Source organism: Castellaniella sp. S9 (assembly GCF_027257175.1).
Classification (GTDB): domain Bacteria; phylum Pseudomonadota; class Gammaproteobacteria; order Burkholderiales; family Burkholderiaceae_B; genus Castellaniella.
In genome coordinates this window covers 106922-121684 of record NZ_JAPFGD010000008.1, presented here as the reverse complement: position 1 = coordinate 121684, position 14763 = coordinate 106922, and the positions used below count along the sequence as shown (strand labels likewise).

At 67.1% G+C, this 14763-nt stretch carries 11 protein-coding genes and 1 riboswitch; of the genes, 3 read left to right on the top strand and 8 right to left on the bottom strand.

Annotated features, from left to right (window positions below; translation table 11 throughout):
- Positions 1-13: 13 nt before the first annotated feature.
- The 5 genes from OOZ48_RS13975 to OOZ48_RS13955 form a co-directional block, all read right to left on the bottom strand.
- Positions 14-529 (bottom strand): arsenate reductase ArsC, encoded by a 516-nt coding sequence (locus tag OOZ48_RS13975; protein ID WP_269499347.1) that lies wholly within the window; start codon positions 527-529, stop codon positions 14-16.
- Positions 522-905 carry an ArsR/SmtB family transcription factor gene (locus OOZ48_RS13970; RefSeq protein ID WP_269499559.1) on the bottom strand — a complete coding sequence of 128 codons (384 nt, stop codon included), beginning with the start codon at positions 903-905 and terminating at the stop codon, positions 522-524. The genes OOZ48_RS13975 and OOZ48_RS13970 overlap by 8 nt, the downstream gene beginning before the upstream one ends.
- Before the next feature lie 272 nt (positions 906-1177).
- Positions 1178-2356 carry an ABC transporter substrate-binding protein gene (locus OOZ48_RS13965; RefSeq protein ID WP_269499346.1) on the bottom strand — a complete coding sequence of 393 codons (1179 nt, stop codon included), beginning with the start codon at positions 2354-2356 and terminating at the stop codon, positions 1178-1180.
- A 163-nt stretch (positions 2357-2519) separates the two neighbouring features.
- Positions 2520-3644 (bottom strand): formylglycine-generating enzyme family protein, encoded by a 1125-nt coding sequence (locus tag OOZ48_RS13960; protein WP_269499345.1) that lies wholly within the window; start codon positions 3642-3644, stop codon positions 2520-2522.
- Positions 3631-5874 (bottom strand): sulfatase-like hydrolase/transferase, encoded by a 2244-nt coding sequence (locus OOZ48_RS13955; RefSeq protein ID WP_269499344.1) that lies wholly within the window; start codon positions 5872-5874, stop codon positions 3631-3633. The genes OOZ48_RS13960 and OOZ48_RS13955 overlap by 14 nt, the downstream gene beginning before the upstream one ends.
- 261 nt (positions 5875-6135) lie before the next feature.
- Between OOZ48_RS13955 and OOZ48_RS13950 the strand changes: the two genes are divergently transcribed.
- On the top strand, positions 6136-9108 hold the full coding sequence (locus OOZ48_RS13950; protein WP_269499343.1) for a bifunctional diguanylate cyclase/phosphodiesterase: 2973 nt from the start codon (positions 6136-6138) through the stop codon (positions 9106-9108).
- Here the strand turns inward: OOZ48_RS13950 and OOZ48_RS13945 are convergent.
- The gene (locus OOZ48_RS13945; protein WP_269499342.1) at positions 9105-10043 is read right to left on the bottom strand and encodes an AEC family transporter; all 939 of its coding nucleotides are present in this window, start codon (positions 10041-10043) and stop codon (positions 9105-9107) included. The two genes, OOZ48_RS13950 and OOZ48_RS13945, sit on opposite strands and share 4 nt — an antisense overlap.
- 76 nt (positions 10044-10119) lie before the next feature.
- Positions 10120-10695 (bottom strand): TMEM165/GDT1 family protein, encoded by a 576-nt coding sequence (locus tag OOZ48_RS13940; RefSeq protein WP_269499341.1) that lies wholly within the window; start codon positions 10693-10695, stop codon positions 10120-10122.
- Positions 10690-10866, bottom strand: a riboswitch (yybP-ykoY riboswitch). It overlaps the preceding gene by 6 nt.
- A gap of 115 nt (positions 10867-10981) precedes the next feature.
- On the opposite strand from OOZ48_RS13940, the gene nadA reads away from it, so the two are divergent.
- Together nadA and nadC are read left to right on the top strand one after the other, a co-directional pair.
- The gene (gene nadA, locus OOZ48_RS13935; protein ID WP_269499340.1) at positions 10982-12118 is read left to right on the top strand and encodes a quinolinate synthase NadA; all 1137 of its coding nucleotides are present in this window, start codon (positions 10982-10984) and stop codon (positions 12116-12118) included.
- Positions 12115-13017 (top strand): carboxylating nicotinate-nucleotide diphosphorylase, encoded by a 903-nt coding sequence (nadC, locus tag OOZ48_RS13930; RefSeq protein WP_269499338.1) that lies wholly within the window; start codon positions 12115-12117, stop codon positions 13015-13017. The genes nadA and nadC overlap by 4 nt, the downstream gene beginning before the upstream one ends.
- 6 nt (positions 13018-13023) lie before the next feature.
- Here the strand turns inward: nadC and nadB are convergent, their stop codons facing one another.
- Positions 13024-14664 carry an L-aspartate oxidase gene (gene nadB, locus OOZ48_RS13925; RefSeq protein ID WP_269499336.1) on the bottom strand — a complete coding sequence of 547 codons (1641 nt, stop codon included), beginning with the start codon at positions 14662-14664 and terminating at the stop codon, positions 13024-13026.
- Between the last annotated feature and the right edge of the window lie 99 nt (positions 14665-14763).

The window sequence follows — 14763 nt, the reverse complement described above, 5'->3', positions numbered from 1 at the left end:
TGCGGCTATCAGATTACGATTGTTGCGGCTCGACAGCGGTGGCACCGATATCCTTCAATTCGCGATGAATTGCCGCCTTATCCAGCACGGCCAGAGGCAGGCTGATGAACACATGGATCCGGGTCGAGATTTGTCGGAACACCTTTTCAAACACGCGCCGCTTTTCTTCGTCGCTGCCTTGGGCCGCGGCGGGGTCTTCGAAGCCCCAGTGCGCCGAAATGGGCTGACCCGGCCAAATAGGACAGACTTCGCCGGCTGCGCTATCGCACACCGTAATGATGAAATCCATCTGCGGTGCGCCGGGCAGCGCAAATTCATCCCAACTCTTGCTGCGCAGATTTTCAAGTGGATAGCCGAGCAATCGGACTTTCTCGATGGCAAACGGGTTAACCGCCCCACCAGGGTGGCTGCCGGCACTATAGGCGCGGAATCGTCCGTTACCCAGGCTGTTCAATAAGGCCTCGGCCATAATGCTGCGTGCAGAATTGCCCGTGCACAGGAAAAGTACGTTGTAAATCTTGTCAGTCATGGTGTGCGACTCGCTGAGAGGAAGAGTGTTCCCGCTTGCGCTCGAGCTTGTTGGGCGCGCACTGGGCAGCTTGCAGCGCCGGCAGGCAAGGCTCGCCCTCGCAACAGTTTTCGGTCAGGTAAGCAAGCAAAGCCGCCATGGTGTCAAACTGCGCCGCATAGATGACAAAGCGTCCTTCTTGGCGAGATGTCAGCAATCCCGCATGCACGAGCTCTTTCAGATGAAAGGACAGCGACGACGGTGCCATGCCAGCCTTTTGCGCGATTTCACCCGCGGCCAATCCTGCCGGGCCGGCTTGCACCAACAATCGATAGACGACGAGACGGGATTCGTGCCCGATCGCGGCGAGCGTTTTTACGGCTTCTTTTATTTCCATTATTCGATAATAGTCGAATAATTTATTATAGTAAAGCCTCTGGAACACAAAAAATCTTCTCTCTGGACTGGCATTCCCTCTTCGCGGATGGCGATGACGGAACTCGTCGACCGTCCGCCCCATGACGATGTCCAGGTCGCCCTGGCCGAGCATGTCCATGAGCAGTCCCATGGTGCCTTCGACCAGGTCGATCCGCAGGCCGGGCATGCGCGATCAGAACCTGGCCGTGCGCCGTCGGCGTCAGGCCGCGCCTCGGGCGCGGGCCGCGAGTCTTATTGTTGCTTGCCCGGATCCTTGACGGCCTCGAAGGTGAAGAACTCGACGTTCTGCAGCTGGCCGTCGACGCGTTCGATCCGGCGGATGTACTCGTTCTGGATGATGTCGCGCGTTTCCGGATCGATCTGGATGGGTCCGCGCGGGCTTTCCCACTTCATGCCCTTGGCGGCGGCGATGAAGGCATCGCCACCGGCGTCGCCCTTGGTCGCCTCCAGCACCTTGTAGATCAGCTGCATGCCGTCGTAGCCGCCGATGGACATGAAGTTCGGGTGCCCGTCGGGATAGGCCTTGGCATACGCCGCCACGAACGCCTTGTTCTCGGGCGAATCATGCGCGGCGGAATAGTGAAAGGCGGTGATCATGCCCAGCGCCGCATCGCCCAGCGCCGGCAGGGAGTTCTCGTCGGTCATGTCGCCGGGGCCCATCACGCGGATCCCCTGCTTGTCCAGGCCCATGTTCTTGAATTCCTTGGCCAGCGCGACCATGGAGGCGCCCGGCGGCACGAAGAAGAACAGCGCATCGGGCTTGGAATCCTTGACGCGCTCGAGGAAGGGTTTGTAGTCCGGCGTGCTGACGGGCGTGCGCACCTCGCCGACGATCTTGCCGCCCAGCTCGGTGAAGGTTTTCTTGAACTGGTCCTGGGCGTCGTGCCCCGGGCCATAGTCCGCCACCAGGATGTAGGCCGACTGGATGTCGTTCTTTCGGGCCCACTGGGCGATCGCCCAGGAGCCCTGCGGCAGGGTCATGGACACGCGCGCGATGTACGGCGATTTTTCCGTGATCGAGGACGTGGCCGCGTTCATGATGATCATCGGCACCTTGGCCTCGGTGGCCAGGGGCGCCACCGACATCGCGTTGGGCGTCAGGTCGAAGCCGGCCAGGATGTCGACCTTGTCCTTGATCAGCAGTTCCTGCGCCTGGCGCTTGGCCACCGCCGGCGCCATGCCCGTGTCGTCCTTGACGATGAGCTGGATCTTGCGGCCGGCCACGGTGTCTCCGTGCTCGGCCATGAACAGGTCGATGCCGTTCTGGATCTGCTTGCCGTAGTCTGAGAACGGGCCCGACATCGACAGCACCAGGCCGATTTTCAGGTCCTTGGCCTGGGCCGGTCCCGCCGCGAGGGCCGCCGTACCGATGGCCAAGGCCGCGGCTCCGAATATTGTTCTGAATTTCATGGTCTCACTCCTTAGTGTGAATCATGCCCCGGCGACCGATGCCGCGCTGCTCGAAGATATCACCATCAGCAAGAGCCGCATAGACGTTGCCGCCCTCCTTCAAACGGTAGGGCCGGGTTTCGGGACGGACGCGCGCCCTCCCCGATCCGCGCGTCGCGCCCGCTCAGGATGCGGGCGGCGGCGCGTCCTTGGCCAGGCGAAAGCCCAGGTGCGACATGGGCGTGTACGGGTCCGAACCACGCCGGGCGCTGGGCCGGTAGGACAGGCAATAGGATTCGTTGCACAGGAACGAGCCGCCACGGATGACGCGTTTGGGCGCGTCCGCCGGCATGCCGGGCACCGAGGGATCGAAGGAGTCCCGCGGCCCGCGGGGATCCTCGATCGGCTGCCCCGACTTGGCCTGCAGGGCGAAGTAATCCGCCCGGTACCAGTCGGCCACCCACTGCCAGGCATTGCCGGTGGTGTCCAGCAGGCCGTAGCCGTTGGGGGCGAACGAGCCCACGGGCGAGGTTCCGGGCGCGCCGGCCGGCGCGTCGTCCACCACCGGGAAGCTGCGCTGGCGCACGTCCCAGTAGTTGGCCTGCATCCGGCCGTCCGGCAGGGGTTCGTCGCCCCAGGCGAAGTCGGTCTGCTCCAGGCCGCCGCGCGCGGCGTATTCCCATTCCGCCTCGGTCGGCAGGCGCTTGCCGGCCCATTGCGCGTAGGCAAGCGCGTCCGCGTACGTGACCTGGACCACGGGATGGTCGCCCTTGCCCTCGATCGAGCTGCCCGGCCCTTGCGGATGGCGCCAGTCGGCCCCCGGCACGTAGCGCCACCATTGGGTGTAGTCGCGCAGATTGACCGGCACCTGCGTGCCAACGAAGACCATGCCCCCGGGCACCAGCACCTCGTCGGGCGGGCGCGGCGTGCCGGGCGGCAATTGCACGCGGATGGTGTCCCAATCGGGCTTGCGCTCGGCCGTGGTGACATAGCCGGTCTCGCGCACGAACTCGGCGAACTGGTCATTGGTGACGTGGGTGACGTCGATCCAGAAACCCTGCAGCGCGACCCGATGCGAGGGCCGCTCGTTGCGCTGGGCGAGCTTGCTGTCGCTGCCCATGAGGAATTCGCCAGGCGGGATCCAGGCCATGCCGGCGGGTGTCGAGACACCGTCGCCGAGGACCGCCACCGGCGCGGCGGGCGCAGGTGCGGGCCGGGCGGACCAGGCCGCGGCGCCGGCCGCCAGCGCCGCCGCGAGCACCACGCCGCCCGCGGCCAGCAGGCGGCGGCGTCGGTCAATAGACGCCATGGCTACGGTCGCAGGTGACGTTCATATTGGCGTCGATGACCGCCTGGTCGGCGGTATCGGTCACCCCGTCGAGCTTGGTGGCGTCCGCGGGCGCGAACACGAAATCATAGACGCTGGACAATCCCCAGTCCTTGGCGATCCGCGCCCAGTTGACCATGTCGCGGCTGTCGACCACGCCGTCCCAGTTGCCGTCCCCCGGGCACGGCGGGTTGGAGGCCATGATCTCGTCGTACTTGGCGCTCAGCGCGTCGAACGCGGACTTGGCCTCCCCTGCCGGCAAGTCAGGGTCCCCGGTCTTCCACAAGATGACGTCGTCGTTGTCGAGCTTGGGCGTCGGCACGGCCTGGTCGACCGCATAGAATTCCTTGGTCACTACCGGGTCGATAATCCCGGTGCCCGGAACGTAGGTCTGGACCGTGTTCTCGACCAGCTTGTATTTGTCGTTGCGGATCGCGGCGGAGATCTCGGGCAGGATGGTGATCATGGGCTGGCCGTCGCCGTCCAGTGCCTCATTCACGGCCGCGCAACTGAGATAGCCGGCCCCCACCGGCGTAGTGTCAACAACTGAGCCATCGTCATATCCCGGCCCCCACCAGACCCCCATATTGTCCTCGCAGACGCTCTTGGACACCGGGATCTGGGTGCAGCTGGCGCCGCCCGCAAGCGACACCACGCAAGGGCCATTGCGCGCGCCGTCGGCCTGGGTGTTGTAGCCGCCGATGGTGAAGTTGATGGTGCGCAGGCTGCCCTGCCCAGGATCCTTGAGGTAGGGCAGGATGCCGACCGAATCGATGGTGCGCGGCACCGCCTGGTGCGCGTCGATGCCGGCCACCTCGCCAAAGAACTGGAACAGGTCGACGGTGTTGACCATGTGCTCGACGTCGCGGTCGGGCTGCGCGACCTGCGGGCCGGCGATGATCAGCGGGTCCCAGACCCCGGTCTGGTAGGCGGTGCCCTTGGCGCGGTCCTGCTGGAACGGCGACTTGACCGCCGAGCCCAGGGTGCCGTTGTCGCCGACGATCACGATGACGGTGTTGCCGGCCTTGGGGTCATAGAGCAGGCTGCCGTCGGCGGCGCGGCTCGCCAGGCCGGTTTCGACCAGCAGGCGCCCGAACTCGGTGTCCATGGCCTCGGTCATCTCGTTCTGGATGATGCGGCCGGCCCCCATGTCCGTGCAGTCCAGGCCGCCACTGATCGACAGCTTCCCGGCCAGCAGATCCCCGGGCGGCTGCTGCCAGGGGGTATGGGGGGCGCTGTAGCTGACCGTCGCCATCCAGGGCCGGGTCGCCGGGCGCGACTTGATCCAGTCGATCGCCGCGTCGGTCTCGATGCGCGTGCGGTAGCCCCGCGCCCGCGGATCGGTCAGCGGAACCGCCTCAACCGTGTCGCCGTCGATGATGACCAGGGGCGAGACGTAATAGCCGTTCTGGCGGTTGAAGGCCAGCGTGCCGGGTGCGGGATCGGCGCAAGTCGTGCCGGGCACGAAGATGCCTCCGGAGTCCAGGCACTGCAATCCGGCCGGGTCCTGCCGCAGATCGGTGCGCCGGACCATCGAGCAGGTGTTGTCGGCATAGCGGCAGGCCCCGTAATTGACGTCGCCGACGCCGATGCCGGGACCTGCGACGCCCCCGTTGCCCGGCACGAAGCCGCACTGATAGGTTTTCAGGGCGTTGGCATCATTTCCCGCCTGGGTATCGATCGAGCCCGGTAATCCGCCGATCCAGCCATAGAAATGATCCCAGCCCAGGACGCTGGGCGTGGCGTTTTCCGCCTCGTTATTCTCGGGTCCGGCCAGGTGGAACTTGCCGAACATCGCGCTTTCGTAGTCGGCCTGCTTGAGCATCTTGGGCGCGGTCATGTCGTAGGGCGACAACTGCGAATTGGCCAGGTCGGCCGGGCCGATGGCCTGGTAGATGTTGGTGCGGATCGGATAGCGGCCGACAAAGAACGCCGCGCGCCCCGGCGAGCATTCCGGCATGGACCAGGTATTGCGGAAGCGCACGCCGGCCTTGGCCACCGCGTCCATATTGGGCAGCTTGGGCGCCGTCAGGCCGCCATAGCCGAAGGACGCCATCTGGTCGATGCCGACGTCGTCCATGATGACAAAGAGAATGTTCGGCGGCTGGTTCTGGGCCTGCTGCTGTTGTCCGCCGGTTCCGCCGCCGTCGCATGCGGCCAGGATCAGCGTCGTCGATACGGCCAGCAGGACCGCGCTTCTCTTTGTCTTCAAGGCATTCTCCGGGCGCTGCAAGGCCCGGTCCGCGCAAGAAACCGTGCCCTGCGAACGGCGTACATCGCGTGCGCGCCGCGTCGTTGTTTTATCGTCGAGTCCGCATGGACGAAAAAAATCGTAACCGATTTTCCCATTTGAAGCATCAATTATCGCTGTGCCTCCGCAGCCGGCCGCCGGCCTCTATAATCAACAGGGGGCCCGCATCTACAGGAGGACCGTCGCGAGGTGGATTCCGTCGCCAGACCGCTTTCGACACCGATGCTCCTGCGAGCGCCATGGCGGGTTGCCTGTCTCGTCCTGATCGCCGGCCTGGGGATCACCTATGGCCTGCGCCACAGTGTGCAAGCCACCAACCGCGCCGAAGCCGCCGCGCATTTCCAATCGCGCATCGACGCGCTGGTCGGCGATATCGAGGCGCGCCTGCGCGGCTACGAGCAGGTGCTGCGCGGCGCCAAGGCCTTGTGGGCGGCCTCGGACACCGTCAGGCGCGACGAGTTTCATGAATACGCGAACCAGATGCGCCTGTCCGAGCGTTATCCGGGCCTCCAGTCGCTGGGCTATTCGATCGCGCTGGCCCCCGCGGCGCTGCGGGAACACGAGCACGGCGTCCGCGCCGAGGGATATACAAGGTATACCGTACATCCGGCGGGTGAACGCGATGCCTATTCCGCCACGCTCTACCTCGAACCCATGAACGACGGCAACCGCCGCCGGCTGGGATTGGACATGCTCGCCGATCCCCGGCTGCGGCCGGCCATGGAGCGCGCCCGCGACGAGGATAGGCTGGCCGAGACCCCCCGCATCACCGCCCTGGCTCCCGGGGCGAATGCCGATGCCGGATTCCTGTGGTTCCTGCCGATCTACGCCAATGGCCGCGCGCATGAGTCGACCGCCGAGCGGCGCGCCAACCTGGAGGGCTGGATCCACGCCACCTTCCGCATGCCCGCCTTCATGAGCGGCATCTTCGAGCAGCAGTTCGGCGAGACCGGCGCCGCCCTCGGCTTCAAGATATACGATGGAGATCCCGCCACAGCCGACGCCCTGCTCTACGACTCGCTGGCCGGCCTGACGACAGCACCCCTGGAGCAGGCCGCGTTCCGGGCCAATGCCCGCATCGACGCCATCGGACAGCCGTGGACCGTGGCCGCGCGCTCGCTGCCCGGGTTCGAGGCGCTGCTGGCGGGCTCGAACGCGCGCCTCATCACGGTGGCCGGCGTCGCCACCAGCCTGCTCTCGGCCATCATCGCCTGGCTGCTGGCCTCCGGCCGCGAACGCGCCCATCGTCTGGCACGCGAACTGGCCGGCCGGTATCGGACCGAGGAAGCCCAGGCCCGCCGCCTGAATCGCGCGCTGAAACTGCTCAGTGCCTGCAACGTGGCGCTGTTTCGCGCAAAGGACGAGCGTCGCCTGCTCAACGAAATCTGCCGCCTGCTCGTACGGCGGGGGGACTACAGCTTCGCCTGGGTCGGCTATGCCCAAATGGACGCGACGCGCAGCGTGCGCCTGGTGGCCCAGGAAGGGCTGACCCGTGGATATACCGGGTTCAGCCGAATATCCTGGGCCGACACGCCCGAAGGCCAGGGCCCTTGCGGGACCGCCATCCGCACCGGCGAAACCGTGCTGATCCAGGATTATCGGCAAGGCTCGGGGCCGGCGCCCTGGGAGGCCTTCGCCCGCGCGCGGGGACTCGGTTCGAGCATCGCCCTGCCCCTGATCGGTCAGGCCGGCGTCTGCGGCGCCCTGTCCATCTATTCCACCCGGCCACGGGCGTTCAACGAAGAGGAGGTGAGCCTGCTGCGCGACTTGGCGGCGGACCTCGCCTTCGGCATCGAGACGCTGCGCACGCGCGCCAAGCACGACGCCGCGGCCGAACAGCTCAGTTTCCTGGCCTACCACGATCCCCTCACACAACTGCCCAACCGCCTCTTGCTGGCCCGGCGCTTCGAGGACGCCGGCCGCGCCGCGCGGGCCCGGGGCGCCATGATCGGCCTGCTGTTCCTCGGCCTGGACAATTTCAAGCAGATCAACGACACGCTGGGTCACGACCTGGGCGACCGCTTGATGGTCCGCGCCGTCGAGCGCCTGCGCCGGCGCGTGGCCGGCGTCGCGATGATCGGGCGCTACGGCGGCGACCAGTTCGTGGCCCTGCTCGAGGAGACGCGCGAGCGCGGCCGGATCGAGGAACGGGCGCAGGCGGTCATCGATGCGTTCGAGGCGCCCTTCCGGATCGACGGGCATGTGGTGCCGATCAGTTTCAGCATCGGGATCAGCGTGTTTCCCGAGGACGGCGAGATCTTCGACCTGCTGCTGAAGAAAGCCGACGCGGCCATGTACCACGCCAAGGACAAGGGACGCAACGCGTTCCAGTTCTGCACCGGCGGGATGAGCGACCACGCCCTCGAGCAATTGCGCCTGCAAGGGCTGCTGCGGCATGCGCTGGACAATGGCGAGCTGTCGCTGCACTACCAGCCGCAGGTCGATATCCGCCATGGCGGCCTGTTCGGGTTCGAGGCCCTGCTGCGCTGGAACCACCCCGAATTGGGCATGATTCCGCCCGCGACATTCATCCCGCTGGCCGAGAGCAGCGGCCTGATCATACCCATCGGCGAATGGGTGCTGCGCGAGGCCTGCCGGCAGGCGGGCGTCTGGCTCATGCACGGCCATCCGGTGATGATCGCGGTCAATCTATCGGCCTTGCAACTGCGCCGCGGCACGCTGCTGCAAAGCGTCACATCCGCCCTGGCCGACGCCGGCCTGCCGGCCCGGCTGCTGGACCTCGAACTGACGGAGTCCATGCTGCTGCGCGACGTGAAAGCCGTCGAGGACACCTTGCAGGGCCTCAAGCGCATGGGCGTGAAGCTGTCCATCGACGATTTCGGCACCGGCTATTCCAGCCTGACCTACCTCAAGCGCCTGGCGGTCGACCGGGTGAAGATCGATCATTCCTTCGTGAGCGACCTGCTGACCAATGCCGAGAGCGCCGCCATCGTGCGCGCCATCATCCAGCTGGCCCAAGCCCTGCAGCTGGACGTGATCGCCGAGGGCGCCGAGAACGCCGAGCAGGTCCGCCGCCTGAGCCTGTACGGCTGTATGCGGCTGCAGGGCTATCATTTCAGCCGTCCCGTGCCAGCCGAGGCGGCCACGCAGCTGCTGAGCCGGAATTTCCTCGAGGCACGCGCGGACGGCGCGAGCCGCCGCCAGGCGCCGCCCGGTGCCGGACGCGCGCCCTAGCCCGGCTGGCCCACCAGCCACATCGCCGCAGCCATGGTCACGAACGAGGCCACGGTCGCCACCAGCAGCGCCGAGGCGCACCATGATTGCTCGCCATAGCGCTGCCCGATGATCGGAAAGACGCTGAACATCGGCACGGAGGCGGCGATGACGCCGGCCATGCGCAGGATCGGATCGGCGGGCGTGAACACCAGGAAGGCCAGCGCCACGGCCACCGGATGGAGCACGAGCTTGCCGATGGTGACCCAGGCGATCCGCGGCAGATCCCCGCCGGGGCGCAGCCCCACCAGCGTGCCGCCGATCACGAACAGGGCCACGGCGCCCGATGCGGCCGCGAACATGTCCACCACCCGCCCCAGGGGCGCCGGCAGCCGGACCTGCAACAGCGAACAGGCGAAACCCGCCAGTATCGCCAGGACCAGCGGATTCCTCAGCAGGCCCGACAGGACGCCGGCCAGCGCGCGCGCCCTGCCCCGGCCCTGGCCGCCGGCGGGCTCGGCGATGACCAGGGCGATGGGCAGGACCAGCAGGTTCTCGACCAGCATGCTGAGGGCGAGCGCAATGGTGGCGTCCGCCCCCAGGAATTGCGTGATCACCGGAAAGCCGATGAAGCCGCTGTTGGACAGCGCCGCCCCCATGGCCATCATCCCGGTGGTGGCCCGCGAGGCGCCCAGCAGGACATGCACCCCCGCGGCGCACACCCCCAAGGTGACCAGGGATCCCAACGCATAGGCGGCCAGGTAATCGAGATTGATGATCTCGCCGAAGGCCCGTTCGGACAAGGCCTTGAACAGCAGGGCCGGCAGTGCGAAATAGATGACGAACTTGCCGAGGACGCGGACGTCGGCCTTGTCGAGCGCCCCCAGCCTGACGGCGGCGAACCCCACGGCGATGGCCACGAACAGCGGCCCGATGATGGCGAGGATATCGAGCATGGGTGAGGTTCCGGCGGCGAGTCGGTCGCCCGGCGCGCGCCGGGCGGGGAAACGAAAGGCGCCAGTATAGAGGAAGCTAGAAGAATTGACCCACGTTCAACAGCGTGAGCACACCGAGCGCGGCGAAGACGGCGGCGGCGATCCCGTGCACCAGATTCATCCGCACCCGCCGGGCGATGGCTTCGCCCAGGAATACCGCGGGCGCGTTGGCCAGCATCATGCCCGCCGTGGTGCCGCCGACGACCGCCGCCAAGTCATGGTAACGGGCCGCCAACGCGATGGTTGCCACCTGGGTCTTGTCGCCCATCTCGGCCAGGAAGAACATCACCAGGGTCGCACCCAGCACCCCCAGGCCGTTCGTCGGCCGCGCCGTGGCTTCGGCCTCGAGCCTGTCGGGCACCAGCAGCCACCCCGCCATCGCCAGGAAGGACAGGCCGACCGCCCAGCGCAGGACGTGGGGGTCCAGCAGATAAGCCACGCCGACGCCCAGCAGGCCGGCCACCGCGTGGTTGACCAGGGTGGCGATGAGGATGCCGAAGCAAATGGTCCATGGGCGCTTGAAGCGGGCGGCCAGCACGATGGCCAGCAACTGCGTCTTGTCGCCCATTTCGCTCAGGGCGACGATGCCGGTGGAAATCAGGAATGCATCCATGTCGTGAAATCGGGGCTGGCGCGACTACGCTCTCCCCGGCCCCATGCGGCGGAAAGGCGCAGTCAAAGGTCTTGCCAGGCACTGGGCTGCATGCGCCACGGCCGGACGGCCAAGTGTGTTGACGCATGCCTGCGCGCGTACGCGCAGCGGCTACTCCCCGATGACGGGTGCGGGCGGATTATAGCGCGTCCGGCGATATCCCTACGGCCGATGGCGTCCGCGCGGCGCTGACTCCCTCTTTTGACGTATGATGGGTGTTACCCCCGCGTCAATTTCTTTGCACATCATGTCGTCCCGCAACAAGATCATCGAATTCGACCAGCCCGACATGGCCTCGGGCGCCATCACCGTGGCCGAGGCCTGGGCCCGGGTCAATCCGCCGCTGTCCGCAGACGAGCGCGAGTTCCAGAAAAACCGCATCCGCGCGTTGCTCGAGGCCCGCGATGCCGTGCTGGTCGCGCACTACTACGTGGATTCCGATATCCAGGATCTGGCCGAGGAAACCGGCGGCTGCGTATCGGATTCACTTGAAATGGCGCGCTTCGGGCGCGACCATCCGGCACGGACCCTGGTCGTGGCCGGCGTGCGCTTCATGGGCGAGACCGCCAAGATCCTCAGCCCGGAAAAACGCATCCTCATGCCCGACCTGGATGCGACCTGTTCGCTGGACCTCGGCTGCGACCCTATCGCTTTCAGGCAGTTCCGCGCCCAGCATCCCGATCGCATCGTGGTGGTCTATGCCAACACCAGCGCCGCGGTCAAGGCGCAGGCCGACTGGATGGTGACCTCGTCGATCGGCCTGGACATCGTCGCCGAACTCCATCGCCAGGGACACAAGATCCTGTGGGCGCCGGACCGCCACCTGGGGGGCTACATCCAGCGCCAGACGGGTGCCGACATGGTCCTGTGGCAGGGATCCTGTCTGGTGCACGACGAATTCAAGGGCGTCGAACTCGATCTGCTGCGCGAGGAACACCCCGACGCGCTGGTCCTCGTGCATCCGGAATCGCCCGCATCGGTCGTCGCCCAGGCCGACGTGGTCGGATCGACGTCGCGCCTGCTGGCCGCCGTCCAGGAATCCTCGGCGTCGACCTTCATCGTCGCGACCGACCAGGGCCTGCTGCACAAGATGCGCCAGGCCGCCCCGGACAAGGTCTTCCTCGCCGCCCCCACGGCCGGCGAGTCGGCCACCTGCAAGAGCTGCGCGCACTGCCCGTGGATGGCCATGAATTCGCTCAAGGGCCTGGCCGATTCGCTGGAATTCGGCCACAACGAGGTCCAGCTGGATCCGGCCCTGGGCCGGCAGGCCAAGGTCTGCATCGACCGCATGCTGGATTTTGCGGCGCAGCGCGGCCGCAAGGTGCTGCCCGGCCCCGACCTGGCCCGCGAGCAGGCGCTGTTCTCAGGCGTCGGCCCCGCATGAACGCGCCACACGAAGGCGCCCCGGCGCACGCGCCGGGCTCCACGCTGCGCAACCCCTACGCCCCCTTCCCGCCCGATCTCCAGGCCGCCTTCGACGCCAACGTCGACCGCGCGCTGGCCGAGGACGTCGGCGAGGGCGACGTCACGGGCCTGCTGATTCCCGCCGGCCGGATCGACGACGCCCGGGTCATCGTGCGCGAGGCGGCGGTGCTGTGCGGCGCGCCCTGGTTCGAGGCCGTCATGCGCCGCGTCGACGACGGCATACGCATCGACTGGGATCATGCCGAGGGCGACCTCATGGCGCCCGGTTCGACGGTGTGCCGGCTGCGCGGCCCGGCGCGCGCATTGCTGACCGCCGAGCGCACCGCGCTCAACTTCCTGCAGATGTTCTCCGGCGTGGCCACGGCCACCCGGCGCTACGTGGACCTGATCGCCGGCACGCGCGCCGCCGTCCTCGATACCCGCAAGACCCTGCCGGGCCTGCGGCTGGGCCAGAAATACGCAGTCCGGGTCGGCGGCGGACGCAACCAGCGCCTGGCGCTGTATGACGGGGTGCTGATCAAGGAAAACCACATCGCCGCAGCCGGCGGCATCGGGCCCGTCCTGCGCGCCGCCATGGCCTTGCCGCACGACGTGCCGATCCAGATCGAGGTGGAAACGCTCGATGAATTGAATCAGGCGCTCGAGGCGGGTGCGGTTTCTGTCCTGCTGGACAACTTCAGCCTGGCGGATCTCGCCGACGCCGTGCGCGTCAACCGCGGGCGCGCCCTGCTCGAAGCCTCGGGCGGCATCACCCACGACACCATACGCGCCATCGCCCTGACCGGCGTGGATCGCATCTCGATCGGCAGCCTGACCAAGGACCTCAAGGCCATCGACTATTCCATGCGCATCGTCTGAGGATCCCTAGCGGAAGCCTTCCTCGGGCGTGAGGACGGTGGGCAAGGCCTTGGGCAGCATCCAGGGAAAATCCATGCAATAGTGCAGGCCCCGGCTTTCCTTGCGCAGCAGTGCGCTGCCCACCACCAGGGCCGCCACCTGGACCAGGTTGCGGCATTCCAGCAGGTCGCTGGTCACGCGGTGGGCCTGGTAGTAATCCTCGATCTCCTGCTCCAGCATCGCGATGCGCTGGCGTGCACGACCCAGGCGTTTCTGGCTGCGCACGATGCCGACGTAGTTCCACATGAGGCGCCGCACCTCGTCCCAGGCATGCGTCACCAAGACCGCCTCGGAGGAGTCCCGCGCGCGGCTGTCGTCCCAGGCCGGCACCTCGCTGGGCGCATGGGGCGGCGCGTCCTCGCGGCGATCGATGTCGTGCGCCACGTTGCGCCCGATCACCAGGCATTCGAGCAGGGAATTGCTGGCCAGGCGATTGGCGCCATGCAGCCCGGTGTAACCCGTTTCACCGACGGCATACAGGCCCGGGATATCGGTGCACCCGTTCAGATCGATGACCACGCCCCCGCAGGTGAAATGCATGGCGGGCACCACCGGGATGGGTTCGCGCGTCATGTCGATGCCGAACTCCAGGCAGCGCGCGTGGATCGTGGGGAAATGCTCGCGGATGAACTCGGGCGGACGGTGGCTGATGTCGAGCTCGACATGGGTGAGGCCGTGCTTCTTGATTTCGAAATCGATGGCGCGCGCCACCACGTCGCGCGGCGCGAGCTCCAGACGCTCGTCGTGCCACTGCATGAAGCGCTTGCCCGCCTCGGCGCCCGCCCCGGCGGGCAGCCGCAGCACCCCGCCCTCGCCCCGCAGCGCCTCGGAAATCAGGAACGATTTCGCCTTGGGGTGGTACATGCAGGTGGGATGGAATTGCATGAACTCCATATTGGCCACCCGGCAGCCCGCGCGCCACGCCATGGCGATGCCGTCGCCGGTGGAGGTGTCGGGGTTGCTGGTATGCAGGTAGACCTTGCCCGCGCCGCCCGTGGCGAGGACCACCTGCGAGGCCAGAATGGTGTGCACGATGTCGCGGTCCTCGTCGTACACGTAGGCGCCCAGGCAGCGCGCGGGCGCGCAGGCCTCGCCGGGCGTTTTGCTGCCGCCCAGGATCCGGCTGGTGATGAGCTCCACGGCGGAATGGCGCTCGAGCAGCGTGATGTTGCGGTGCGCGCGCACCTGCTGCTCGAGGGTGAGTTGCACGAGGTGGCCGGTCTCGTCGGCGGCGTGGATGATGCGGCGCTGGCTGTGGCCGCCCTCGCGGGTCAGGTGAAAGCCCAGTTCGGCGCCCTGGTCGGGCGTGAACGGCACCCCGAGGTCGATGAGCCAGTCGATCGCCGAACGTCCGCCCTCGACGATGGCGCGGGTGGCGGCCTCGTCGCACAGGCCCGCGCCGGCCACCAGCGTGTCGGCAATGTGGTCGTCATGGCTGTCCTGGGAATCGAGCACCGCGGCAATTCCGCCCTGCGCCCAGTTGCTGGCGCCGTCGAGCAGGGCCTTCTTGGACAGGACCGCGACTTTCTTGTCGGCGGCCAGATGCAGGGCGACAGTCAGGCCCGCCAGGCCGCTGCCGACGATCAATACATCGTATGCGTGGTTCATCGTGGGGTGTGCGTTCGGAATGGTGACCGGATTATGACACCTCTGGGGTGAGTGTTGGTGCGGGAGGTCTCAAGCCGAAGCGGCTGTCCACCTCGCGGC